Here is a 25,052-nt window from a genome sequence, read left to right as displayed (position 1 = left end):
ACCATCGACATGGATGTTCGCCAGTTCGCTTTCCTTGCAGGCCAGCCTTCTGCGGCCGTAAAAAACCGTGAGTTGTTCCTGGGCATGCCCAAACGCGGGCTGGCGTTCCTGCTGGCGAACGTCATGTTCTGGCAGCCGATGTGGGCGCAGGCCGACGGCATTGTCGTGGCCAACCCGAACACTTCGCTGGATCGGGCCGGCAATGGCGTGCCGATCATCAACATTGCCACGCCCAACGGCAGCGGGCTGTCGCACAACCAGTTTCACGATTACAACGTCGGTGCGCAGGGCGTCATCCTCAACAACGGCTCGGCGCAGACCTCGAACACCCAGTTGGCCGGGCACATCATCGGCAACCCGAACCTGAAAAACAGTGGCTCGGCGCAAGCGATTCTCAACGAAGTCATCAGCGGCAACCCGAGCCAGTTGCGCGGTTACACCGAAGTGGCAGGGCAGTCAGCGCGAGTGATCGTCGCCAACCCGTATGGCATCACCTGTAATGGCTGCGGCTTCATCAACGCGCCGCGCGTAACGCTGACCACCGGCAAACCGGTGCTGGATAACGGCCGTCTGGATCGCTTCCAGGTCGACCAGGGCAGCGTCGCCATCGAAGGCGCCGGCCTCAACGCGAGCAACGTCGACCGTTTCGAAATCATCACCCGCAGTGCGAAGATCAACGCGCAACTGCAGGCGCAGAACCTGACCATCGTCGCCGGGCGCAACGACGTCAACGCGCAAACCTTGAGCGCCACGGCCCGCGCCGATGATGGCAGCGCCAAACCGCAACTGGCGATTGACTCCTCGGCACTCGGCGGGATGTACGCCGGGGCGATCAAACTGGTCGGCACCGAGGCCGGGGTCGGGGTGAAACTGGCGGGCAACCTGGCCGCCAGTGGTGGCGATATCCAGATCGATGCCAACGGCCAGTTGACCCTGGCGCAGACCTCGGCAGCCACTGCCGTGAACATTAAAGCCAACAGCCTTACTGCCCAAGGTCCGGTCTACGCCGGCACCGCACTGAGCGTGCAAACCCAAGGCGATCTGAGCAACCAGCAAAACCTCGCTGCACGCGACAGCATCAGCCTCAGCGCCGGTGGAACCCTGAGCAACAACGGCATCATTGAAGCCGGGATCAACGCCGACAACAGCCGAAACAGCGCTGGCGACGTGAGCCTGAGTGTGCAGAATCTCAACAACAGCGGTAAAAGCGTGATCGCCAGTCGCAACCTGACGGCGACCGTCGCGCAAACCCTGAACAACCAGGGCGGTACGTTGAGCGCCCAGCAGAGCACGCGCCTCACAGCCACCACCCTGGACAATCAGAACAAGGGCAGCGTCCTCGGTAACTCGACGGTGCAGTTGAGCGCCAGCAAGGTCATCAACACTCAGGGCGTGATCAGCAGCAACGGCAACCTCGGCGCCGATTTCGGCGATCTGAATAACCACAGTGGCGAGATATCCAGCGCCGGCACCACCCGTATCAACGCCATCACGCTGGACAACAGCGACGGCCAGGTGACGGGTGACGTAGCGCTGAACATCGATTTGATCGGCGCGCTGAACAACCGCAACGGTGTGTTGGGCTCGGGGGTAAATGTCAGCATCACCGCCGCCAGCCTCGACAACAGTCACGAAGGCAGTCTCGTCAGCGACGGCAGTCTGACCGCGCGCATCACTGGCTTGTTCGATAACCAGAACGGTGAGCTGAGCGCCAAAGGTGCGGTCGATGTCCAGAGTGGCAGCCTCGACAACCGTGGCGGCAGCGTGGTTGGCAAGGATCGCCTGACCCTGCGCAGCGATTCCGTGGACAACCGCGGCGGTAAAGTTCGCGCGACCAAAGACCTGCAACTCAGCGTTGGCGCACTCGACAATCGCGATAAAGGTCTGCTCGATGGTCAGGCCGCCGTCAACTACAGCGGCACACAACTGGATAACCGTGGCGGCTTGCTCAGTGCGGCAGGCCCGATGATTCTCGGTGTGACGCGCATCGATAACAGCGCCGGGCGCATCTCAAGCAAAGCCGATCTGAACGCCAACGTGACGCAATTGGTTAACCAGGGTGGTGAATTGGTCGCCCAAGGTTCGTTGTTGCTCAGTGGCCAGTCGCTCGACAACCGTAAGGCCGGTCTGGTCGGTACCACAAAAGCGCTGAAACTCACGGTCGGCGAGATCGACAATCGCGGTGGCGAAATCTCCAGCACCGTCGATGTGACCGTCATCGGTCAAAGCCTGAACAACAGTGACAGCGGCAAAGTCCTCGCCGGAACCACCCTTGGCCTGACTGTGGCCCGGGTCATCAATCAGACCCTCGGACAACTGTTCAGTGTTGGCACTTCGACGCTGACCGGGCAGAGCCTGGATAACAGCGGCGGTAGTTTCGTCACCCGGCAGGGCAATCTGGACATTCGTCTCGACAACGCCTTGAGCAATATCGAGGGTCTGATCAGCAGCGAAGGGACGCTGACCGTACACGCCGGCAGTCTCGATAATACGCGCGGTCACTTGACGAGCGCCGGCGCGCTGACGCTGACCAGCACGGGCAGCCTGAACAATCAGACGGGTTTGATCGCCACCGACAGCGGGCTGATCCTTGCTTCAAAAAGTCTGGATAACAGTCAGGGCGGCTTGATCAGCGGCAAAAAAGCCACCGCGCTGACCACCGGCATCTTCAACAACGCCTCCGGCGGCAGCCTGGTCAGCGGTGACATCCTTACGCTCAACGCCGGCGCAGTGAACAACGGCATCGGCAGCCGGATCGCCAGCGAAAGAGCACTGACCGCAACGGTCACCGGCTTCGATCAGCAGGGCGGTCAACTGTTCAGCAAAACCTCCCTGAGCCTCGACCTCAATTACGGCCAGTTGAACAACCGCAATGGCCTGATCAATGCACCGTTGCTGGTGCTGAAAAATCTCCAGGACGTCGACAACCAGGGCGGTGAAATCTCCAGCGCCCAGGCCTTCACCCTGACCGCGCAAAACCTCGATAACAGCAACAACGGCAAATTGATCAGCAATCAGGGCCTGACCCTGCGCATCGAACAACTGCTGGCCAGCGTCAAGGGCCTGATTTCCGCGCAGAGCGTGGATGTCAAAAGCGCTCGCCTGGACAACAGCGGCGGCCTGATCACCAGCCGTGGCACCCTCGGGGTGACGGTGGACGGCCAACTGGTCAACCAGAGCGGTACGCTGATCGCTGATGATGAACTGAATCTGAAAGCCGACAGCGTCGACAACAGCGAAGGGCACATTGCCGGTAAAGCCGACGTTATCGCCAACGTCGCGACCCTCGATAACCGACACGGTGAACTGGTGGCAACCGACGGGCTGAAGCTCACCGGCAACAGCCTCGACAACCGTAACGGCGGTCTCGTCGGGGCGAATCAGGCGCTGCAACTGACGCTCGATGCCATCGACAACCGTGGCGGCGAGCTGTCCAGCCAGGCTGACGTGACGTTGGTCGGCAGTCGTCTGGACAACAGCGATGGCGGTAAGTTGATCGCACAAGGTGCTTTGAGCCTGACCGTTGATGAAGTGCTCAACCGTGCCAAGGGGCTGATCTCGGGCAAGACCGACCTGAGCCTGACCGGCCGCAGCCTCGACAGCACTGCGGGTGCACTCCTGAGCCAGAGCAACCTGAAACTCGACCTGAGCGGCGACCTGAATAACAGTCAGGGCCTGATCAGCGCGGAAGGCAGCCTTGGCGTGACAGCGGCGAGTCTGACCAACAACCTCGGCAGCCTGTCGGTTGCCGGGTCGTTGACATTGACCACCAGCGGCGTGGTGCTCAACCGTGGTGGTCAGATCGTCACCGACGCCAGCCTCAACCTCACCAGTGCCAGCCTCGACAACAGCGACAATGGCAGCATCAGCGGCAAAGGTCCGGTGGTGGTGCATACCGCTACACTGGATAACAGCCACAACGGCCGTCTGAACAGTGGCGACACGCTGGAATTGAAAGCGACCCAAGTGACCAACCAGGACGGCGGTCGTATCGCCAGCGTTGCTGCGCTGACCGCGAACGTCACCGGTCTCGATCAGCAGGGCGGCCAGTTGTTCAGCAACACGTCGCTGGATCTGGACCTCAATCACGGTCAACTGAACAACCAGAGCGGCTTCATCAGCGCGCCGTTGCTGATGCTCAAGAACCTCCAGGACGTCAACAACACCGGCGGTGAAATCTCCAGCGCGCAGACGTTCACCGTGACGGCGCGCAGCCTCGACAACAGCAACGGCAAATTGCTCAGCAATCAGGCCGTGACGCTGCGCATCGACCAGGCGCTGACCAACATCAAAGGCCTGATTGCTGCGGCTGCGCTGGACGTCAAAGCGGCCAGCCTCAACAACAGCGGCGGCACACTGACCAGCCGTTCGAGTCTGGACCTTAACCTCGACGGCCTGCTCAACAACCAGAACCTGGGCCTGATCAATGCCACCACCGGCCTGACCATCAACAGCAACGGCCTGAACAACCAGAACGGCTCGCTGCTGGGCAGTGCCATCGCCATTGATTTCGGCGCGGCCACTGCTGATCTGAACAACGACGGCGGCCTGATCACCACTGAAGGCCAGTTGAGCATTCAGCACCTGCGTGATGTGACCAACCGCAGCGGCGAGATCTCCAGCAGCCAGAGCATCGACCTCAAAACCCGAGCCTTCGATAACAGCGGCGGCAAGCTGATCAGCAGCAACCTGCTGAGTCTCACAGGTACCCAACTGCACAACCAGAACGGTCTGATCTCCGGTTGGCAAGGTCTGGACGTCAATGCCGAGAGCCTCGACAACCGCAACAGTGGCACGCTCTCCAGCAAAAGCGGTAGCCTCAATGTGACACTGAGCGGGGACTTGCTTAACAGCGACGCCGGGGCACTGGTCAGCCAGAAAGCCCTGAACGTCAACGCCGCGAGCCTGGATAACAGCAACAAGGGCGTGGTTTCCAGTGGCGAGGCACAGACTCTTACAGTCAGTAATCTGTTGAATAACGCCGCAGGTGGTTCGATCTACAGCGGTGCAATCCTGACGATGCAGGCGATGACGCTGGGCAACGCCGGCGGCAGTGTCAGCGCCAAACAGGATCTGAGCTTTGTCGGCACCACACTGGATAACACCAGTGGTACGCTGGCCAGCGATGGCGCCGTGACTCTCGACCTGCTCGGCGCATTGACCAACACCAACGGCAAGCTTGCCAGCGGTGGCGCACTGCTGCTGCAACGCGCCACACAGATCAACAACCAGGGCGGCCAACTGGCCAGTCAGAGTCTGATGACCCTGCGCAGCGGCGGCCTGGACAACCGCAATCGCGGCACCGTCGCGGCCAATGACTTGTTGACGATCACCACGCCAGGCGTCATCCAGAACAGCGCCGACGGATTGATCTACAGCCAGAACGGCGATGTACAGATCCAGGCGGCCAGTCTTGGCAACGCCAAGGGCACCCTGCAAAGCAAGGGCGTACTGGCCCTGACCACCAGTGGCGACATCGATAACCAGAGCGGCCGGATCATTGCCGATGCCGGTGATCTGACCCTCGACGCTGGCAATCTCGACAGTCGTGGCGGCGTCCTCGCCAGCCTGAAAGGTGCGTTCTCAGCACGCCTGACAGGCGTGCTGAAGAATGGCTACGACCTGAATAACAATCGTCAGGGCGGTGTGATACAGGCTCAACGCGTGAATCTCTTCGCGCCGGGTGGTATCGATAACTACGGTGGACGGGTTTCTGCGCAAAGCGGCGACGTGGTCATCACTTCCGGCAACTTCGATAACCGCAACGGCGGGCTCTACGCCAAAGGTAAAATCAACGTCACCGGCAACAACTTCGACAACAGCGGCGACAACGACGGCCAGATCGCCGGCCAGCAGATCGACCTCAATCTGACCGGTGAACTGAACAACCGCCTGGGCATTATCGAAAGCGACAGCACCCTGACCATCAAGGCCGCCAGCCTCGATAACCAGACCGGCCAGTTGCGTGCTCTCGGCACCAGCGGCAAAACCAGCTTCCAGATTGGCGGCTTGTTCGACAACCGCAACGGCACACTGGAAACCGCCAACACCGACCTGACGCTCGACGCCGGCAGCTTCCTTAATACCGGTGGCAGCCTGTTGCACGTCGGTACCGGCACGTTCGACATCTCCACCAACAACGTCATCAACGCCGGCGGCACCCTCGTGACCCGCGGCGGCCTGACCATCAGCACCGATACCTGGACCAACAGCAACGTCATCCAGGCGGGGCGACTGACTGTTAATGTCAACAGCTTGACCCAAACGGCGACAGGGCAACTGCTGGCCTCAGACAGTTTCACCGGCACCGGCGTCAACTGGCTCAACGAAGGCTTGATCGCCAGTGACGGCAGCATGAATGTTGGCCTGAGTAGTGCGTACTGGGGAGGCGGGCGCCTCTCCAGCCTCGGAACGCTGGACCTGAGTGCCGCGCAGGTGAGCCTCAATAGCGAAAAATCCAGCATCGCCAGCGGTGGCGACATGCACCTGAATGTCGGTGGCCGACTGGACAATGGTGCGCGGCTGACGTCAGCCGCCAACATGACCATCAATGCGGGTCAAATCAACAACTGGGGAACGCTCGCTGCGGGTCAGAACCTGACCGCCACCACTGGATCACTGCTCAACAGTAATGCACTGATCACCAGCGGCGGCGACATGCGCCTGCAGGTTGCAAACTTCAACAACTCTTATGGCCAGCTCTACGGGCTGGGTAACGTCTACATCGGCGGTGACGCTGGCACTGGCAAAGCGAATCTGCTGGATAACGTCTCCGGGGATATTTATAGCGCGCGCGATCTGACCATCAATGCTCTGACTGTCAACAACGTTCGGGCGATCCTTGAATACACCAAACAAGAAAAAAGCTCTGTTTTCATCACACAACTCGATTGCAACCTGATTCCAATTGCCGGCTGTGACTTCCGCAGTGGCAGCCGCCGCAACGGGTTATGGGAAATCGCCGAAACTGATCGCCTCAAGGTCAACGCCAGCAGCGCAGCGGCAAGCATGACCAGTGGTGGCAACATGTCGATCAATGCATCGACGCTGAACAACACCAGTAGCACGATTGCCTCTACTGGCAACATCGTCGTCAATGCCGACACCATCAATAACACCGGCCTGCAAGAGCAGGAGATCGTCACCAAGCGAACGTACTGGAACTACGTTGACCAGATTTTTGGCGTGATCGTAGCGGTCGATGCGTTCAACGCAAAAAATGGCGGTACACCGTCACCCACCGTTGAGGCTGACTTGAGCGCGGTGATCAAAATGATGGGCGGAGGCATAATTACCGGGCCGACGACTTCGGTAACAAGCTCGAGCAGTGCTTACGACGCCGTGATTCAAGCGGCTGGAAACATCACACTGAATGCCGGGCAGACCATCAGTAACAGCGTAGTGCGTCCGTTCTACGCCTATGTCACAGCGGGGCATACCAAGGCCGACACCAGCGCAGGCAGCGCTTACTCGACGCCGATCCATATCAATGCGCAACTTCCACCCGATCTGGCACAGCAGCAGGTGAACCCGCTGGCACTTCCAGGTTTCAGCCTGCCCACCGGGCAAAACGGCTTGTTCCGTCTGAGCGGGCAAGGCACAACTACGCCGACCGCCAGCGGTCCGGATAGCTGGACCATGGGGGGCGCATCCATCAGCCCGATCAACCGTCAACAAACGCTGACGGATACCCAGCCCCGAGACATCCAGCTGGCAAACGGCACTCAGGTTTCCTCCAGTGCCGTTGACTTGAATACGGCAAACCATCTGGCGCCTGAAACCGGAACGGGGGCCAGTGCTCTCGATGTCAGTGCGCCCGCTGCCGATGCCAACACCGTCGGGCTGCCTGCTCGCTCAACGAGTTTCACGATCAATCGTGTGCAGGGTGTACCGGCTGATAACAGACCCTCCAATGCGCACAAATATCTGATCGAAACCAACCCTGTGCTCACGGACCTCAAGCAATTCATGGGGTCGGATTATCTGTTGTCCAACCTGGGTTATGACCCGGACAAAAGCGCCAAGCGGCTCGGTGATGGTCTCTATGAGCAACGCCTCATCCAGCAAGCGGTCGTGGCGCGTACCGGTCAGCGTTTCATCGATGGCCAGACCACCGATGAGAGCATGTTCAAGTACCTGATGGACAATGCCCTCACCAGCAAAAATCAGCTCAACCTGACGCTGGGCGTCACCCTGACATCCGAACAGGTCGCGGCACTGACTCACGATATCGTCTGGATGGAAAGCGTCGTCGTGAACGGCGAGCAAGTGCTCGTGCCGGTCCTTTATTTGGCTAATGCCAATAATCGGCTTGCACCGACCGGCGCGCTGATTGCCGGTAACGATGTCACGCTGATTGCGGGTGAGAATCTGGATAACGTTGGTACGTTGAAGGCAACGAATAATCTGTCGGCGACGGCGAGCAAGGATCTGGTCAACAGCGGTTTGATCGAAGCGGGTAATCGGCTGGATCTTCTGGCGACCAATAACATCGTCAATAAGTCGGGTGGGGTTATTACCGGCGGTGACGTCACCCTGAGCACGCGCAAAGGCGACGTTATCAACGAGCGGACAATCACTTCGGCGGACAACGTCGATGGGCCTGGCAACCAGCACCGGGATTTTGCCGACAGCGCAGCCCGGATCGAGGCGGCCAATGACTTGACTGTCAAGGCGGCCAAGGACATCACCATCGTCGGCGGTGTCATGCAAAGTGGTCGGGATATGACGCTGAATGCCGGGCGCGATGTCAACGTGGCGTCCGTACAAGTAAAAAACAGCGTGTTCCAGGACGACAATCACAACAGCAGCAGCATCACCCAACTGGGTGCCGACATTGACGCTGGACGCGACTTCAAGGCTGACGCCAAGCGTGACATCAACGTCATCGCCAGCCAGATCGATGCCAAACGCGATGCCGCAATGACGGCAACCGACAACATCGTATTCACTTCAGCGGCCGATGAAGAACACTCTCTGTCCAAAAGCAAGAAGCTCACGATGCAGGAGGACCATGTCAGCCAGGTCATGTCCGGTATCACGGCGGGTGGCGACGTCAGGTTGGATGCGGGTAAAGACCTCAGCGTGATTTCCAGTCGGGTGACGGCGGGTGATGAAGCGTACCTGGTGGCCGGTGACAATCTGCAGATCCTTGCCAAACAGGACAGTGACTATTCGCTTTACGACAAAAAGAAAAAAGGAAGCTTTGGCAGCCTCGAAACCAAGCGCGATGAAGTTACCAAGATCACACATGTGGGCAGTGAAATTTCTGCTGGCGGTAACCTGACGCTAAAAAGTGACGGTGATCAGCGCTATCAGGTAGCGAAGCTTGAAAGTGGCAACGATCTCACTCTGGACAGTGGCGGCGTCATTACGTTTGAGGGGGTCAAGGACCTCCATGACGAGAGCCATACCAAGAGCAATAGCAACGCAGGCTGGAACTCCGCCAAAGGTAGAGGCAATACCGATGAGACCCTGCGCCAGAGCGAGTTGATTGCCAACGGAAAGCTTGTAATCAAAGCGGTTGATGGTCTCAAGATCGATATCAAACAGATCGACCAGAAAAGTGTCAGCCAGACCATCGACACGATGGTCGCGGCTGATCCGAAACTGGCGTGGCTTAAAGAGGCAGAACTGCGCGGCGATGTTGATTGGCGCCGTGTGGAGGAAATTCACAAGAGCTTCAAATACTCGACGTCCGGACTTGGTGTCGCCGCACAATTGGCGTTGGCAATCATGTTGGCAGCGGTCACGGGTGGTGCGGGTGCCGGTTTGATTGGTGCAACCGCCGGTACGTTCTCGGCTGGTTTCGCGAACGCTGTGTTGATTGCTGTGGAAACCACAGCAGCTAACAGCGTCATCAGTAACAAGGGCGATCTGGGCTCAGTGCTTAAGGATGTCTTCAGCAGCGAAAACCTGCAGGGCTACGTACTCTCGGGGATGCTGGGCGGTATCGGCACGGGGCTTGGTTATAACCCGACCGAACTTGGGTTCGACTGGAACAGTGCCGGGCAGGTAGTTCTCAAGACGAGCGCCGAAACGCTCGCCCAGACTGCTCTACAGGGTGGCAGCCTGAGTGATAACTTCATCAATAATATCCTCGGGGCTGTTATAGACATTGGTGGCGCTATCGCTGCCAACAAGGTCGGTAACCTCAATCTGGTCGACGGCAGTCCGACCAAGATTGCCGCACATGCTTTAGTGGGCGGCTTAAAGTCCATGGCAATGGGCGGCGATTTCAAGACGGGTGCACTCGCTGGAGGTGCCAACGAAGCCATGGTGCAATACCTGGCGGGCTTGATACTTCCTGACAATTACGATCCGAATATGCCGGGTGCGGACCAGTCAAAAGCCAATCTGTTGGCGATGTCCCAGTTGATCGCCGTGCTTTCTGCAGTGGTTGCGGGTACCGACCCGAACATCGCAGCGAATATTGCTGCCACCGCAACCCAGTACAACTTCCTGTCTCACTCAGATCTTGAGCGAGCAGCGAAGGAGATGATCAACTGCGGAAGTGACTCTACCTGCGCAAACAAGGCTTATGGCGAATACCACGAACTGAGCCGGAAGCAGGATATCGAGGCAGTTGCAAAGTGTGCGGCCGACCCTGGTCAGTGCGCCACGTTCTCCAGTCTGGTTGCGGAAGCAGAGGCTAAAACCCAGAAACTCAAGGACCTGGCGGCCTCTGCATCGCCTGAAGCGGCGCATTTTTTTGATCTGTTGATTACCGAGAACAATGGCTTCCAGAACATGTTGGCCGGTATTACCGCTGGCCATACCGTCGCGGCCATTGCCGATACGCTGGTCAAGACACTTGATATCACTCACGAAGTGGCGATGGCGGCCGTCGAAGGCTTCGCGATGGGCGTGTCCGCGATGGGGCCGACAATCAAGTTGCCTGGAGGGGGCAAAGGCGGGAAAGGAGGGACGAAGGACGGTGCTGCCGACACGAAGGAAGGGGCCGGAACCGGTGGCTCAAAAGGCGACAGTGGTGGCGGGACAAAAGGCGATTCTCCAGAAACAGTGACTTACTTCAGGGTTGAGGGTGGAGGGTCTGGAACAAAGACCAGCCAGAATCGCATCACTGCAAATGATGATGGAACCATTACCATCAATCCGGGTTGTAAGGGGCAGCTATGCGTAAGTGTTGGAAATGCGGATCACGCAACATACTACTTGACGAACCGACGACCTGATGGCTCTGTAGTAGTTTTCGACGTTGACGCCAACACACATAAGCAAATTATGGACAAATTGATAGATCAGCACTCGGTGGGCCCGAGAGATCGGGACGCGCCCAAAAGAGTGGATGCGGGACAGCCAGGTTTCTCGCTTGAGTTACCGAAAGTGTGGGAGACATTGCTCGAAAGTAATGCGAGTAATGCTCGTGTTTATACACAGGATGAATTTTTTAAAGAGTTTAATAAATGACCGTAAATGAAGTGATTTTTGACGATCTGTGGGACGGGGAAAAAAATATCTGTTTTTTTGTTCATTCAGAAAAATGCTTCTGGGTTGTGGATGAAAAAGAAAACTTTACTTTGGATATAGATATCAGTCTCAGGGCCGCTCTGGAAAGTGGGGGGATTACGAAGGAACAATATGAACAGTTTCGCCAAAATTACAGGGGAGGGCTTGCGCAGTTGACTTCGGAGAATTTTCCGAAGTACCTTGATGATTCACGAGAGAAAATACTATCGTCGTTGGATTTGCAGAGCTTTGTTGGGGCGGATGAAACTGTCTTTGAGGCAATTGAGAGTTACTACCTGACAGGTAAAGGCTTGAGCTCCGAGTTGTATAAATTGGCCAATGTTGTTAGTTCGCGCCTTCCAACGTTCTATATAAATTTTGATCGAAAGATATTTATGCATATGGATGATGGTCGGTTTCACGAGAAATATGTTTATTCGGATTGGACTTCTGAATGCTATGATTTTAGTTTTCTCATTCCTGCCCGTGAAAGATACTGGATAGTGGATGGTAGGGACTATTGGAAGTTGCGCTTTGTATGATCGTAGGCAATTAGGTGGTTGTAGAGTTGCATGGCTACATACATTGGAAAGGGTGAATGGGGACAGCCTACGTTTAGAAAGCCCTCCGAAGATTTCGTCTGACCCCATCAACCACGTTAGCCCGAGTGCGCAGGACGTTTGGGATCATATCGTTAAAAGAACTATCGATGCCTATTACAAGTAAATCAATAATCAACTGGCTATTCAAATACCGTGATGGGGTGGGGGTGGGTCTATTGCTCGCAGCACTACTCAATGGATACTTTCAGTTCAATGGCAGTTGGGGGCGTTTTTTTACGATACTTGCTGTTCAGTTATGGTTTGCTCAAGGTGTTTATAACTATTTAAGAGGGGCAACGGTTGCCATTGCACCCGGTGGATTGGGCAGGGGTGCTGAGCCCGCCGGGCGAGCGGTATTGGCAAGTTTTGCGTTCTTTTTATATGCGATATTTTTCTTTGCGGATTATCAATACTGAATTGTTGATTGCAAAATTTCCTTTGATATTCGAACTGTTTCGGAGACACCTATAAAAAAACCGGGCTAATGCCCGGTTTTTTACAAGTCAGCTCAGCGAAACGCCGGCACCACATCCCTGATAAACAACTCCAACGACTTCTTCTTCTCCGCATGCGGCAGACTGTTATCACACCAGAAACTGAACTCATCCACCCCCAGTTCCTGGTAATACTTGATCCGCGGAATGATCTCTTCCGGCGTACCAATCATCGCCGTCTTGTGCAGGCTCTCCAGTTCAAACTCCGGCCGCCCGGCAAACTTCTCTTCCGGGCTCGGGGCGAGGAAGCCGTTGACCGGTGTTTCCTTGTTGCCGAACCACGCATCAAACGTGCGGTAAAAACGTGAGATCGCCTTGGCGCCGACTTTCCAGCCTTCTGGGTCGTCAGCCGAGTGCACGTGGGTGTGACGCAGCACCATCAATTGCGGACGCGGCACGTCGGGGTTGTTGTCCAGCGCGGTCTGGAATTTGTTCTTCAGGTCGACGACTTCTTCGTCACCTTTCATCAACGGCGTGACCATCACGTTGCAGCCGTTAGCCACGGCGAAGTTGTGCGAGTCGGGGTCGCGGGCGGCGATCCACATCGGTGGGTTCGGCTTCTGGATCGGCTTCGGCACGCTGGTCGAGGTCGGGAATTTCCAGATGTCGCCGTCGTGGGCGTAGTCGCCTTGCCACAGGGCGCGGACCACCGGGACCATTTCACGCAGGGCCTGGCCGCCGCTGGAGGCGGGCATGCCGCCGGCCATGCGATCGAATTCGACCTGATAGGCGCCGCGCGCCAGGCCGACTTCCATACGTCCGTTGCTGATGACGTCGAGCAAGGCGCATTCACCGGCCACCCGCAGCGGGTGCCAGAACGGCGCGATGATGGTGCCGGCGCCGAGGTGAATGGTGGTGGTTTTGGCGGCGAGGTAGGCCAGCAGCGGCATCGGACTGGGCGAGATGGTGTATTCCATCGCGTGGTGTTCGCCGATCCACACGGTGCTGAAACCGCCGGCCTCGGCCATCAGGGTCAGTTCGGTCAGGTCTTCGAAGAGTTGGCGGTGGCTGACGCTTTCGTCCCAGCGTTCCATGTGGATGAACAGGGAAAATTTCATGACGCTTCCTCGGATCTTTTATTGTTAAGGCTACCTGTGGGAGCGAGCTTGCTCGCGAAAGGCGGTGTAAACCAGCATCTATGGCGACTGGCAAGACGCTTTCGCGAGCAAGCTCGCTCCCACAGTTGTTCTTCGATCAGGCCAGAACGGGCAGGGCGCCCATCTTGCCGTGGCAATACACCAGCGGCCCGGTGTGCTGCTCCGGGACGATCAGATTCTTCACCGCGCCGACCATGATCGCGTGGTCGCCGCCTTCGTATTCGCGCCACAACTCACACTCGATGATAGCCGTCGCGTTGGCCAGGATCGGGTTGCCCAACTCGCTCAACGTCCACTCGATGCCCTGCGCCTTGTCCTTGCCTTTACGGGCGAAGGCGTAGGCTTCGCTCTGTTGGCCGCCGGACAGGACGTGGATCGCAAAGCGCTTGTTCTTGATCAGCACAGGATAGGAGTCGGAGCTGTAGTTGGGGCAGAACAGCACCAGGGCCGGGTCCATCGACAGTGAGCTGAAGGCGCTGGCGGTGAGGCCGACGATCTGGCCGTCATCGTCCAGCGTGGTGATGACAGTGACGCCGGACGGAAACGAGCCCATGACTTGTTTGTAGATGGCAGCATCGATCATTGGACGGTCCTCGGGTGTTGTGACGCGATTTTTATGTATTTGTTGGTCTGATGGTATACCAGTATTTTTTCTTTGCAAGGGCTTTTCGGCTGAACCGATAAACGTGGTGCTTTCGTCGGAAACTCAGCATTTATTGGGCTTCTGGCTGGCCTGCAGGCCGCAGTATCAGTGAGGATGGCGGATCAGCTAGCGCCGTAAACTACGGATCAGTCTTGTGAAATGTTTGGAATACCATAATATGGTCTGCATCTGAGGGGCGACCCAGAGTCCCCCCGGTTTGGCTTCATACAAAGATAAGAACAGACAAACTCGAGTTCATGCATATGTCCCAGATGTCCCGGCAAGATCCGTTGATCGAGAATCACACGGTCGACTATGTCCCACTCGCGGAACGCCACGGGAAGGCCCGCGACCTTTTCACCTTATGGTTCAGCACCAACATTGCGCCACTGCCCATCGTCACCGGCGCCATGGTGGTTCAGGTGTTCCATCTCGATTTGCTCTGGGGGCTAATGGCGATTGCGCTCGGGCACCTGATCGGCGGCGTGGTGATCGCCCTGGCCTCGGCGCAGGGGCCGCGCATGGGCATTCCGCAAATGGTCCAGAGTCGCGGTCAGTTCGGGCGTTACGGCGCATTGTTGATCGTGTTTTTTGCAGCGCTGATCTACATCGGCTTCTTCATTTCCAACATCGTGCTGGCCGGTAAATCGATTGTCGGCATTGCGCCGTCGGTACCGGCGCCGTTGAGCATTCTGATCGGTGCACTGGTGGCCACGGCGATTGGCGTGATCGGTTACAACTTCATCCACACGCTGAACCGCATCGGCACCTGGGTGATGGGCAGCGCGCTGCTCGCCGGCTTCCTCTACATCTTCGCCCACGACTTGCCGGCGGACTTCCTGACGCGCGGCAGCTTCAACCTGTCGGGCTGGCTGGCAACGGTATCGTTGGGAATCATCTGGCAGATCAGCTTCTCGCCGTACGTGTCTGACTATTCGCGTTACCTGCCGGCGGATATCGGCATCGCCAAACCGTTCTGGGCCACTTATCTGGGCGCGACGCTGGGGACGATTCTGTCGTTCAGCTTTGGCGCGGTGGCGGTTCTGGCGACGCCGGAAGGCACCGAGGCGATGGCAGCGGTCAAGCAGTCCACCGGTTGGCTGGGGCCGATTCTGATGGTGTTGTTCCTGCTCAACATCATCAGCCACAACGCGCTGAATCTGTACGGCGCGGTGCTGTCGATCATCACCTCGATCCAGACGTTCGCCAGTCAATGGACGCCGAGCATCAAGGTGCGCGTGGTGTTGTCGAGCGTGGTGCTGGCGGCTTGCTGCGTGGTAGCGCTGGGTGCCTCGGCGGATTTCATTTCGCAGTTCATCGGGCTGATTCTGGCGTTGCTGTTGGTGCTGGTGCCGTGGGCGTCGATCAACCTGATCGACTTCTACCTGATCAAGCGCGGCAACTATGACATCAGCTCGATTTTCCGCGCGGACGGCGGCATTTACGGGCGCTTCAATCTGCACGCGATCATTGCCTACTTCATCGGGATCATTGTGCAACTGCCGTTCGCCAATACGTCGCTGTACGTCGGGCCGTACGCCAATCTGGTCGACGGTGCAGACCTGTCGTGGCTGTTTGGTCTGGTGGTGACGGTGCCGCTGTATTACTGCCTCGCCACACGGGGGCAGACGCAGAAGCAACGTGGCGAGGGGATTTATCCCCGATCGGCTGCGAAGCAGTCGTGAAATCAGCGAGTGCGGCCCCCTTTGAGATATAAAGGGGGCCGCTTCGCGTCCCATCGGGGATAAATCCCCTCACCACAAATGATGTCTCCTTAGACCTTGAGCATTCGTGCGGTCATTCAAATTGGCCATTTCGATCCCCTTTTGGCCCATCACCCACTGTGCCGCGGCTCCGCGGTCGGCAAGAATCAAAGCCACAATAAAACGCTGGACTTTGCTTGCCCTTGGCTACTTTTACAGCCGCTGCCGTGTACAGAACATAAAAACCATCGATCTCACGTCGCATTCCGGGGAAACAACCATGGTCACGATGAAACGCATTCTGGGTGCCACCGTCTGTGGGCTGACGCTGCTGGCCAGCGCGGTACACGCCGAACAGCGCGAGCTGCGGGTTTACAACTGGGCGGATTACATTCTGCCGTCGGTGCCCAAGGATTTCGCCGCGAAGACCGGTATCAAAGTGACCTGGGACACCTTCGACACCAACGAATCACTGGAGGCCAAGTTGCTCACCGGCAACTCCGGTTACGACCTGGTGGTGCCGTCGAACCAGTTCATCGACACCCAGATCAAGGCTGGCGTGTTCCAGAAACTCGACAAGTCGAAACTGCCGAACTGGAGCCATCAGGATCCGGCGCTGCTCAAACTGCTAGACGCCAACGACCCCGGCAACCAGTACGGCGTGCCCTACATGTATGGCACGGTGCTGATCGGTTTCAACCCGGCCAAGGTCAAGGCCGCACTTGGCGACAACGCGCCGGTCGACAGCTGGGATCTGGTGTTCAAGCCCGAGAACATGGAGAAGCTCAAATCCTGCGGCGTGGCGATGCTCGATTCGCCGTCGGAAATTCTACCGCTGGCCCTGCATTACCTCGGCCTCGACCCGAACAGCCAGAACCCGGCCGACTATGAGAAGGCCAAGGACCTGATGCTGAAGATTCGTCCGTACGTGACCTACTTCAACTCGGCCAAGTACATGACCGACATCGCCAATGGCGACATCTGCGTGGCCATCGGTTACTCCGGCAGCTTCTATCAGTTTGGCAACCGTGCGAAAGAGGCGGGCAATGGTGTGGTGGTCGACTGGCGTTTGCCGAAGGAAGGTGCGCCGATCTGGTTCGATACCTTCGCCATTCCGAAGAGCGCGAAGAATGTCGAAGAGGCGCATGAATTCCTCAACACCTTGCTCGATCCAAAAGTCATTGCGCCAATCAGCGACTTCCTCGGCTACCCGAACGTGAACAAAGACTCGATGTCGCTGGTGAACAAAGACATCACCGCCAACCCGAACCTGACGCCAACGCCTGAAGCCCTGAAAACCCTCTACGTCGTCCAGCCCCTGCCGCAAAAACTCGAACGCGTACGCACCCGGGTGTGGACCAGCATCAAGTCCGACAAGTAACCACACCCCTGTAGGCGCTGCCGCAGGCTGCGATCTTTTTAAAGCAAAATCAAAAGATCGCAGCCTGCGACAGCGCCTACAGGGATTGAGTTTGGTCTTCCTTGCGAGTGACGATCAGGCTCAACACCACGGACCCCAGAATCACCCCACCGACCACCGCCAGCGACCATTCCACCGGCATGTGAAACCACGGCATCAGCGTCATCTTGCCGCCGATGAACACCAGCACGATCGCCAGTCCGTATTTGAGCAAATGAAAGCGGTCGGCCATGTCTGCCAGCAGGAAGTACAACGCCCGCAGGCCCATGATCGCGAAGATGTTCGAGGTGAACACAATAAACGGGTCGGTGGTGACCGCGAAGATCGCCGGGATGCTATCGACCGCAAACATCAGGTCGCTGGCCTCGATCAGCACCAGTACCAGAAACATCGGCGTGGCCCAGCGCACGCCGTTCTGCAGCACGAAAAAGCGCTCGCCATGAAAGCCCTGGGTGATTCGCATGTGCCCGCGCACCCAGCGCAATAGCGGGTTTTTGTCGAGATCAGGTTGTTGCTCGGCAAACATCAGCATCTTGATCCCGGTGATGATCAAGAACACCCCGAAGGCATACAACAGCCACTCGAACTGCGACACCAGCCACACCCCGGCGAAGATCATTGCCGCGCGCATCACGATCGCCCCGAGCACGCCATACAGCAGCACCCGGCGTTGCAGTTCCGGTGGCACGGCGAAGTAGCTGAAGATCATCACGAAAACGAACATGTTGTCGATCGACAGCGACTGCTCGATCAGATAACCGGTGAGGAATTCCAGGGTCTTGCGCTGGGCAATGTCGGCGTCGAACTCGCCGTGCAGATACCACCAGAGCAATCCGGCGAAAGCCATCGCCAGCGCACACCAGGCGATCACCCAACAGGACGCTTCCCGCACTGAAACGCGGTGTGCCTTGCGTCCGCCAAAAACGAACAGGTCCAGTGCAAGCATGGCGAGGACGAAGACGACAAACGCGCTCCACATCCACGGTTCGCCGATGTTGATATTGTCAATTGGCATGGCGGGCTCCCTGGCTTTTATTGAATTAGGGTCAGGCAGGGCCATGCTAGCGGCGAGTTTGGTTGCAAGAAAAATCGCTTATTTCTGAGCAATAGTTCGGGAAAAGCGAAGTGTCGCGATCAGGGAGGGGGAATAGTGACGACGGGAATTGAAACCTTTTGCGGTCTCAACCCCGTCGTTCTGATTACTTGCCGGCAGTCAGCGCTGGAGTACGCGGCGGCACCTGACGCTTCGAACCCGTCGCCTCGAACGCCGAGGCCAGGCGCAGCAGATTCGAGTCATCGTAGGCGCGACCGGCGAAGGTCAGGCCGACCGGCATACCGATGTCGGCCATGATCCCCATTGGAACAGTGACGGTTGGTACGCCGAGGTGACGGATCGCCAGGTTGCCGTTGGCGACCCAGACGCCATTGCTCCAGGCTATGTCCGCCGATTCCGGATTGATATCGGCATCTGCCGGGCCGACGTCGGCGTTGGTCGGGAACAGCACCGCGTCGAGTTTCAGCGTGTCCATCCAGTCTTCCAGATCGAGCTTGCGGGTCTTTTCCAGGCCGCGCAGGCCGTCCGGCAGAGTCGGGATCTGGTCCCACGGGGTAATGCCGCGCTCGGCCATGCGCACGTATTCGTCCATGCCGGCGGCCAGGTCGCCCTCACGGTTGGGCAGGGTGCCCGGGTCGTGCGGGAAGATCTTCGGCCCGTCGACATCGGCCAGACGGTTGAGCTTCGGATCGCCGTTGGCGCGCAGGAAGTCGTCGAAGGCCCAAGCTGACAGGTCCCACAGTTCGTGGTGCAGGAACTCCTTGGAAACGATGCCGCGATTGAACACGGTCGGCGCGCCCGGACGCTCGCCTTCGCAGTTGGAGACCAGCGGGAAATCCACTTCGATGACTTCGGCACCGGCCGCCTCCAGAGCCGCGCGGGCCTGTTTCCACAGGTCGATCACCGAAGGGCGGGTGTTGATGCGTTGCCCGGTCGGGCCGCCGATGCCCGGCGCTTCGCTGGTGCCGGCTTCAGGGTCAGCATTGATGTACATCTTCGGCACACCGAGGCGTTTGCCGGCCAGTGCCGCGGGTTTCACTGCCAGTTCGGCGTAGGACGCCGGGCGCACCGAGGCGACGCTCGGGATCGGCACCCAGGGCTGCAGGCGCCACAGGTCGCCACGGGTGTCGGGGTCTTCCGCGACGACCACGTCGAGCACTTCGAGCAGATCGGCCATGGTCCGTGCGTATGGCACCACCACGTCCATGGTCGGCGTCAGTGGCCAGTTGCCGCGTACCGAAATCACTCCGCGCGACGGCGTGTAGGCGCACAAACCATTGTTCGACGCCGGGCCGCGACCGCTCGACCAGGTTTCTTCCGCCAGGCCGAAGGCCGAGAAACTCGCGGCGGTGGCGGTGCCGGCGCCGTTGGACGAGCCAGAGGCAAACGGCGCGGTCAGGTAGGCGGCGTTGTACGGGCTCTCGGCCCGGCCATAGACGCCACGCTGCATGCCGCCATTGGCCATCGGCGGCATGTTGGTCTTGCCCAGACAGATCGCCCCGGCGCCGCGCAGGCGTTCGATGGTGAAGGCGTCGCGATACGCCACCAGATCGGCGAAGGCCGGGCTGCCGGAGGCGGCGGTCAGCCCCTTGACCAGATAGCTGTCCTTGGCGGTGTAAGGGATGCCGTCGAGCGGGCCGAGGGTTTCGCCCTTGGCCCGGCGCGCGTCGGACGCCTGGGCTTCGGCCAGCGCTTCAGGATTGCGCACCACCACCGCATTCAGTGCGGTGGCGGTGTGCGGGCCGTCGTAGGCGTCGATCCGGGCCAGATAGGCCTGCACCAGTTCAACCGCGGTGGTCTGGCCGGCGTCGAGCGCCGCGCGTAATTGAGCAATGGAGACTTCAGTGACTTCGATCATGCTGTTACCGCCGACAGGTTCGCTAAAGGGTTGGGTCATCAGGGTTATCGTCGAAATGCGTGAAGCATTTCGTATGGGCGAAACTCTACCCTGAACTTTGCCGATTGGCATGTGCTAATTCGATAAATATCGACAAAAGTCAGCGAAAAAATTCGCCCGGGGTTTCACCAAACTGCTGGCGAAAGGCCGCGATGAACGCCGACGTCGAGTCATAACCGCAGGCCAGAGCCACGTCGGTGACGCGTTCGCCGCGTTCCAGCGGGGTCAGTGCGCCCAACAGACGCAAGCGCTGACGCCAGGCGCGGAAGGTCAGGCCGGTGTCGCGTAAAAACAGGCGGCTGAGGGTTTTTTCGGTGACGCCGAACTTCTCGCTCCAATGCTGCAGTGTGGTCTGCTGTTCCGGATGTTGCTCCAGACTTTGATAGATCTGCCGCAGACGGCTGTCCTGAGGCAGCGGCAGCATCAGGTCAATCTGCGGCGCCTCGGCCAGTTGATCGAGGATCACTTGGGCCAACCGGCCATGGGCGCCGCTCTCGTCGTATTCCACCGGCACCCGACTGAAGGCGCGAATCAGCTCGCGCAGCAGGTCGCTGACGCCCAGCACATGACAGCGCTCAAGCGCCCAGCCGGCCACGCTGCAATCGATGTACAGGCTGCGCATTTCAGTGTGCGGCGAGCTGAACACGCGATGCGGCACGCCCGCCGGAATCCACACCGCGCGCTCCGGTGGCGCGACGAAACGCCCGGCGCTGGTCTGCACCTCAAGCACGCCCTGAATCGCGTATGACAATTGCACCCACGGGTGACTGTGACGCCGGGTCAGCGCGCGATTAGGCAGCGACTCGGTGCGCCCGTACAGCGGACGGGGCAGGCTGGGCAACCCGGGAATGCTGCGCCGGAAACTTTTCTCATGTCCTTTAGGCGGCATCTGTTGGCTCTTCGGCGTTAGTCGGTAATTTCTGCTCACGTTAGAGTCGCAGTCACGTACTGGCAACCCCCGGATGAAAGACCCATGACCCGACCAAGATTCCTGCCCGACAACTTCACCCTGACCCTGATCGGCGTCGTGCTGCTGGCCAGTTTTCTGCCGGCCAGCGGGCAGGTGGCGGTCGGGTTCGGCTGGCTGACCAACATCGCCATCGCACTGCTGTTTTTCCTGCATGGCGCCAAGCTCTCGCGTGAGTCGATCATCGCCGGCGCCGGCCACTGGCGCCTGCACCTGTTGGTGTTTGGGCTGACCTTTGTGCTGTTCCCGATCCTCGGCCTGGCGCTGAAACCGCTGCTGTCGCCATTGATTGGCGACAAGCTTTACATGGGCATGCTCTACCTTTGCGCGCTACCGGCCACCGTGCAGTCGGCGATTGCTTTCACCTCGCTGGCCCGGGGCAATATTCCGGCGGCGATCTGCAGTGCGGCGGCATCGAGCCTGTTCGGGATCTTCCTCACGCCGTTGCTGGTGGCGCTGCTGCTGAACGTGCACGGTGACGGCGGTTCGACCGTCGATGCGATTCTGAAGATCAGCGTGCAATTGCTGCTGCCGTTCATTGCCGGGCAGATCGCTCGGCGCTGGATCGGCGCATGGGTGGGGCGCAACAAGCACTGGCTGAAGTTTGTCGATCAGGGTTCGATTCTGCTGGTGGTGTACGGCGCGTTCAGCGAGGCGGTCAACGAAGGTATCTGGCATCAGATTCCGCTGGTCGATCTGTTGGGGCTGGTGGTGGTTTGCTGCATCTTGCTGGCGCTGGTGTTGCTGGCGTCGACCTTGCTGGGCAAGGCGTTCGGTTTCAGCCAGGAAGACCGCATCACCATTTTGTTCTGCGGTTCGAAAAAGAGTCTGGCCACTGGCGTGCCGATGGCGCAGGTGTTGTTTGCCGGCGGCACGATTGGCGTGTTGATCCTGCCGCTGATGCTGTTCCATCAGATTCAATTGATGGTCTGCGCAGTGCTGGCGCAGCGCTATGCCAAGCGTCCGGAATCGCTGCCGGAGTTGATGGCACAAGTTGATCCGTAAACGCTGCATTCCCTGTAGGAGCTGCCGCAGGCTGCGATCTTTTGATCTTGAAAGTCAAAAGATCGCAGCCTGCGGCAGCTCCTACAGGGGGATTTTCTCAATCCTGCGTAACGTGTTTCGGGCCGGCCAGTGCCCAGGCAATCAGGCCAAACAACGGCACGAACACGATGGCGATAATCCACACGCCTTTATTGCTGCCTTTGCCTGCGCTCTTGCGCACCCTGTTGATCGCCCACAATTCAACGATCACAAGAACGACGGCGAGTACGATCCAGACGGGTTCAATTTGCATGGGTTACCTCCTGATGGTCTTTCAGTTAGGTGAGCCCAAGCGCGCAGGGTTCATTTAAATTGCGCCGTTGCCTCCCGAATACTTCACCGCAGCGGCTGCCCGCGACGGCACATTGAGCGTGCGCAACAACGACGACACATGGATGCGCACGGTGAACGGCGAGATATCCAGTTCCCGGGCGATCTCCTTGTTGGTCTTGCCTTGGGCGATCAGCCGCAACACATCCTGCTGACGCGGGGTGAGGGCGGTGCCGGTCTCCAGCGGCAGCAGCCCGGAAGGGGCGAACCTGACCAGCACTTCACCTTCGCGGATCGCCAGAATCGCCTCGCCGATTTCATCCGGGGCGATGTTCTTGCCGATGAAACCGTCGATGCCGGCCGCCATTACTTCGCCGATCAACGCCTCGTCGTCGACCATCGACACCACGATCAATGTGGTGCGTGGCAGTTTTCGGCGCAGCTCGGCGAGTTGGCTGATGCAGGTCAGGCCGGGGAAGCGCAGGTCGAGAATCAGCGTGTCCGGCTCGTTGCCGGCGGGCAGCAAGGCCAGCACGGCGTCGAGATCGCCGGCCTCCTCGATAGATGCTTCGGGCAGCAGGCGCTGCACGGTGCGCCGCATGGCCTCGCGAAACAACGGGTGATCGTCGGCTATGATGATGCGGCATGTCATGACGTGACCCTCCCTGGATCAGCGTGGTTTACGGCATGCACCTTAGCACCGCAAGCGCAGATTGCCTGCCGACCGCTGCTGAATCTGACGACTGTCGCACAAGGACGTTGCCCATGAAGTTCGAAAAAAACACCGAGCTGGATCAGGCCAATCTGCGGATCATCATCGCCAGCATTGCCATGGTTTACATCTGCGTGCTCGGTGTATTGCCGGGTCAGCGCTTCGCTACCTATCTGCCGGTGGTGGTCTACATCGCGCTGTTTCTGCTGGCGTCGATTGCCTTGCGTCAGGCCATTGCGCGCTGGCCCGGGCATTATCCGGCGCGGCGGATTTTCGGCATGGTCCACGATTACACCGGCACCTGTTTCGGCCTGGTGCTCGGCGGTGAAGCGGCGTTGCCGCTGTACGCGGTGATCATCTGGGTCAACCTGGGCAACGGCATGCGCTATGGCTCGCGCTACCTGGCGATTGCCACGGGGTTGGCGCTGCTGGCGCTGCTGGCAGTCTATCGCTTGACACCGGTGTGGCAGGCGCAACCGTACATGGTCCTGATGTTGATGCTCACCAGCACGGTGATTCCGTTCTACGCGCACTTGCTGCTGGAGCGCACGCGCAAGGCCTCTGAAGAAGCCGTCGCAGCCAATCTGGAAAAGTCGCGTTTTCTCGCCCAGGCCAGCCACGATCTGCGCCAGCCGATTCACTCCATCGGTCTGTTCACGGCGTGCCTGCGTGAGTCGCGGCTGGGCGAGCAGGAGCGGCAACTGGTCGACAACATTGACCGGTCGCTGCTCAACGTCTCGCAGTTGTTCCGTTCGATTCTTGACCTCTACACCCTCGACAACGGGCGCGTCCTGCCCAGGTTGCAGGTGTTCAATCTGGGCGAGTGGCTGGCCGATCTGGTCCGCCAGAACGCCGAAGCCGCGCGCTGGGCCGGTGTGGAATTGCGCCTGCGTCCATGCAAATACTGGGTACAGAGCGATCCGGCGTTGCTCGCGACCATGGTGCAGAACGTGCTTTCCAACTGTTTCAAGTATGGCGCGCAACGCCCGGTGCTGATCGGCGTGCGCAAACGCGGTGTCGGGCTGGCCATCGTGATTTATGACCGCGGCAACGGCATTGCCGAGGAGCATCTGCCGAAAGTGTTTGAAGAGTTTTATCGGGTGCGTCAGGTGCGTGACAAGGACGTGGAAGGCGTCGGCCTCGGGTTGTCGATCGTCAAGCGTCTGGGGCAGTTGATCGGCGTCGATGTGGCGTTGCGCTCGCAGCTTGGGCGCGGCACGGCGGTCACCCTGTATGGCTTGCCGGTGGCCGTGGCGCCGCAATTGCCGGCCATGCGTGACGATGTGCGGCAGGCCGGTCTGTTGACCGGGCTGAAGGTGTGTCTGGTGGAGGATGATCGCAACGTGTTGCTGGCGACGTCGGCGCTGCTTGAGCGCTGGGGCTGCGTGGTGCAAGGCGAGTTGAGCGGGCAGGGGCTGGTCACCGATTGCGACATCATCGTCGCCGATTACGATCTGGGTACGCATTCCACGGGCATCGAGTGCATCGACGAGGTGCGGCGCCAGCGTGGTTTTGCGGTGCCGGCGATGATCATCACCGGGCATGACATCGAGAAAATACAGGCGGCCTTGCACGACCGCCAAATCGCCATCCTGTCCAAACCGGTACGCCCGGCCGAGCTGCGCGCGACCTTGCGAGCCCTGCGCGACCGGCAAACCGAACCGGCCGAGCAGGTTTGAC

14 protein-coding genes are annotated in these 25,052 nt (G+C 58.9%); 7 read left to right on the top strand and 7 right to left on the bottom strand.

What is annotated here, in order from left to right:
- Nucleotides 1–9: 9 nt before the first annotated feature.
- The 3 genes from L6D63_RS17075 to L6D63_RS17065 all read left to right on the top strand — a co-directional run bounded on the left by L6D63_RS17075 (nt 10) and on the right by L6D63_RS17065 (nt 12,487).
- Nucleotides 10–11,430: a two-partner secretion domain-containing protein gene (locus L6D63_RS17075; RefSeq protein ID WP_131670237.1), complete on the top strand. Its 11,421-nt coding sequence runs from the start codon at nt 10–12 to the stop codon at nt 11,428–11,430.
- Entirely contained in the window at nt 11,427–12,011 is a 585-nt protein-coding gene (locus L6D63_RS17070) for a hypothetical protein (RefSeq protein ID WP_131670238.1), read from the top strand. Before L6D63_RS17075 ends, L6D63_RS17070 begins: the two co-directional genes overlap by 4 nt.
- A gap of 167 nt (nt 12,012–12,178) precedes the next feature.
- Entirely contained in the window at nt 12,179–12,487 is a 309-nt protein-coding gene (locus L6D63_RS17065; protein WP_131670239.1) for a hypothetical protein, read from the top strand.
- Nucleotides 12,488–12,579: 92 nt separating this feature from the next.
- On the opposite strand, the gene L6D63_RS17060 is transcribed toward L6D63_RS17065, so the two are convergent.
- Both L6D63_RS17060 and L6D63_RS17055 read right to left on the bottom strand, forming a co-directional pair.
- The gene (locus L6D63_RS17060; RefSeq protein WP_131670240.1) at nt 12,580–13,623 is read right to left on the bottom strand and encodes an LLM class flavin-dependent oxidoreductase; all 1,044 of its coding nucleotides are present in this window, start codon (nt 13,621–13,623) and stop codon (nt 12,580–12,582) included.
- Between the two features lie 136 nt (nt 13,624–13,759).
- Nucleotides 13,760–14,245, bottom strand: a complete 486-nt coding sequence (locus tag L6D63_RS17055) for a flavin reductase family protein (protein WP_003225754.1) — start codon at nt 14,243–14,245, stop codon at nt 13,760–13,762.
- Between the two features lie 323 nt (nt 14,246–14,568).
- Here L6D63_RS17055 and L6D63_RS17050 point away from each other — a divergent pair, with 323 nt between their 5' ends.
- Together L6D63_RS17050 and L6D63_RS17045 are read left to right on the top strand one after the other, a co-directional pair.
- Nucleotides 14,569–15,990 (top strand): purine-cytosine permease family protein, encoded by a 1,422-nt coding sequence (locus L6D63_RS17050; protein ID WP_131670241.1) that lies wholly within the window; start codon nt 14,569–14,571, stop codon nt 15,988–15,990.
- A 298-nt stretch (nt 15,991–16,288) separates the two neighbouring features.
- The gene (locus tag L6D63_RS17045; RefSeq protein ID WP_131670242.1) at nt 16,289–17,389 is read left to right on the top strand and encodes a polyamine ABC transporter substrate-binding protein; all 1,101 of its coding nucleotides are present in this window, start codon (nt 16,289–16,291) and stop codon (nt 17,387–17,389) included.
- 76 nt (nt 17,390–17,465) lie between these two features.
- Here L6D63_RS17045 and L6D63_RS17040 read toward each other — a convergent pair whose 3' ends face one another.
- From L6D63_RS17040 to L6D63_RS17030, 3 genes are all read right to left on the bottom strand, one after another.
- The gene (locus tag L6D63_RS17040) at nt 17,466–18,443 is read right to left on the bottom strand and encodes a TerC family protein (protein WP_236170360.1); all 978 of its coding nucleotides are present in this window, start codon (nt 18,441–18,443) and stop codon (nt 17,466–17,468) included.
- Nucleotides 18,444–18,627: 184 nt separating this feature from the next.
- Entirely contained in the window at nt 18,628–20,340 is a 1,713-nt protein-coding gene (locus L6D63_RS17035; protein WP_236170365.1) for an amidase, read from the bottom strand.
- Nucleotides 20,341–20,479: 139 nt separating this feature from the next.
- Nucleotides 20,480–21,268 (bottom strand): AraC family transcriptional regulator, encoded by a 789-nt coding sequence (locus tag L6D63_RS17030; protein ID WP_131670244.1) that lies wholly within the window; start codon nt 21,266–21,268, stop codon nt 20,480–20,482.
- An 84-nt stretch (nt 21,269–21,352) separates the two neighbouring features.
- Here L6D63_RS17030 and L6D63_RS17025 point away from each other — a divergent pair, with 84 nt between their 5' ends.
- Nucleotides 21,353–22,351, top strand: a complete 999-nt coding sequence (locus L6D63_RS17025; protein ID WP_131670245.1) for a bile acid:sodium symporter family protein — start codon at nt 21,353–21,355, stop codon at nt 22,349–22,351.
- A 97-nt stretch (nt 22,352–22,448) separates the two neighbouring features.
- Here L6D63_RS17025 and L6D63_RS17020 read toward each other — a convergent pair whose 3' ends face one another.
- Both L6D63_RS17020 and L6D63_RS17015 read right to left on the bottom strand, forming a co-directional pair.
- Nucleotides 22,449–22,643, bottom strand: coding sequence for a PLD nuclease N-terminal domain-containing protein (locus L6D63_RS17020; protein ID WP_027613057.1), 195 nt, complete (start codon nt 22,641–22,643; stop codon nt 22,449–22,451).
- Between the two features lie 54 nt (nt 22,644–22,697).
- Nucleotides 22,698–23,312, bottom strand: a complete 615-nt coding sequence (locus tag L6D63_RS17015) for a LuxR C-terminal-related transcriptional regulator (protein ID WP_131670246.1) — start codon at nt 23,310–23,312, stop codon at nt 22,698–22,700.
- A 113-nt stretch (nt 23,313–23,425) separates the two neighbouring features.
- On the opposite strand from L6D63_RS17015, the gene L6D63_RS17010 reads away from it, so the two are divergent.
- A complete protein-coding gene (locus L6D63_RS17010) occupies nt 23,426–25,051 on the top strand; it encodes an ATP-binding response regulator (protein ID WP_131670247.1) in 1,626 nt (541 codons plus the stop codon).
- The last annotated feature ends 1 nt before the right edge of the window (nt 25,052 follow it).

The organism is Pseudomonas parakoreensis (genome assembly GCF_021602155.1).
In the GTDB taxonomy this organism is placed as follows: Bacteria; Pseudomonadota; Gammaproteobacteria; order Pseudomonadales; family Pseudomonadaceae; genus Aquipseudomonas; species Aquipseudomonas parakoreensis.
This window is presented reverse-complemented; position numbering and strand designations above follow the sequence as displayed.

Excerpts from the sequence above, each read along its gene's own strand:
- L6D63_RS17045 (WP_131670242.1), top strand. The coding sequence starts at position 16,289 with ATGGTCACGATGAAACGCATTCTGGGTGCCACCGTCTGTGGGCTGACG.
- L6D63_RS17075 (WP_131670237.1), top strand. The coding sequence starts at position 10 with ATGGATGTTCGCCAGTTCGCTTTCCTTGCAGGCCAGCCTTCTGCGGCC.
- L6D63_RS17050 (WP_131670241.1), top strand. The coding sequence starts at position 14,569 with ATGTCCCAGATGTCCCGGCAAGATCCGTTGATCGAGAATCACACGGTC.
- L6D63_RS17025 (WP_131670245.1), top strand. The coding sequence starts at position 21,353 with ATGACCCGACCAAGATTCCTGCCCGACAACTTCACCCTGACCCTGATC.
- L6D63_RS17010 (WP_131670247.1), top strand. The coding sequence starts at position 23,426 with ATGAAGTTCGAAAAAAACACCGAGCTGGATCAGGCCAATCTGCGGATC.
- L6D63_RS17060 (WP_131670240.1), bottom strand. The coding sequence starts at position 13,623 with ATGAAATTTTCCCTGTTCATCCACATGGAACGCTGGGACGAAAGCGTC.
- L6D63_RS17055 (WP_003225754.1), bottom strand. The coding sequence starts at position 14,245 with ATGATCGATGCTGCCATCTACAAACAAGTCATGGGCTCGTTTCCGTCC.
- L6D63_RS17065 (WP_131670239.1), top strand. The coding sequence starts at position 12,179 with ATGCCTATTACAAGTAAATCAATAATCAACTGGCTATTCAAATACCGT.
- L6D63_RS17020 (WP_027613057.1), bottom strand. The coding sequence starts at position 22,643 with ATGCAAATTGAACCCGTCTGGATCGTACTCGCCGTCGTTCTTGTGATC.
- L6D63_RS17035 (WP_236170365.1), bottom strand. The coding sequence starts at position 20,340 with ATGATCGAAGTCACTGAAGTCTCCATTGCTCAATTACGCGCGGCGCTC.
- L6D63_RS17070 (WP_131670238.1), top strand. The coding sequence starts at position 11,427 with ATGACCGTAAATGAAGTGATTTTTGACGATCTGTGGGACGGGGAAAAA.
- L6D63_RS17040 (WP_236170360.1), bottom strand. The coding sequence starts at position 18,443 with ATGCCAATTGACAATATCAACATCGGCGAACCGTGGATGTGGAGCGCG.
- L6D63_RS17015 (WP_131670246.1), bottom strand. The coding sequence starts at position 23,312 with ATGACATGCCGCATCATCATAGCCGACGATCACCCGTTGTTTCGCGAG.
- L6D63_RS17030 (WP_131670244.1), bottom strand. The coding sequence starts at position 21,268 with ATGCCGCCTAAAGGACATGAGAAAAGTTTCCGGCGCAGCATTCCCGGG.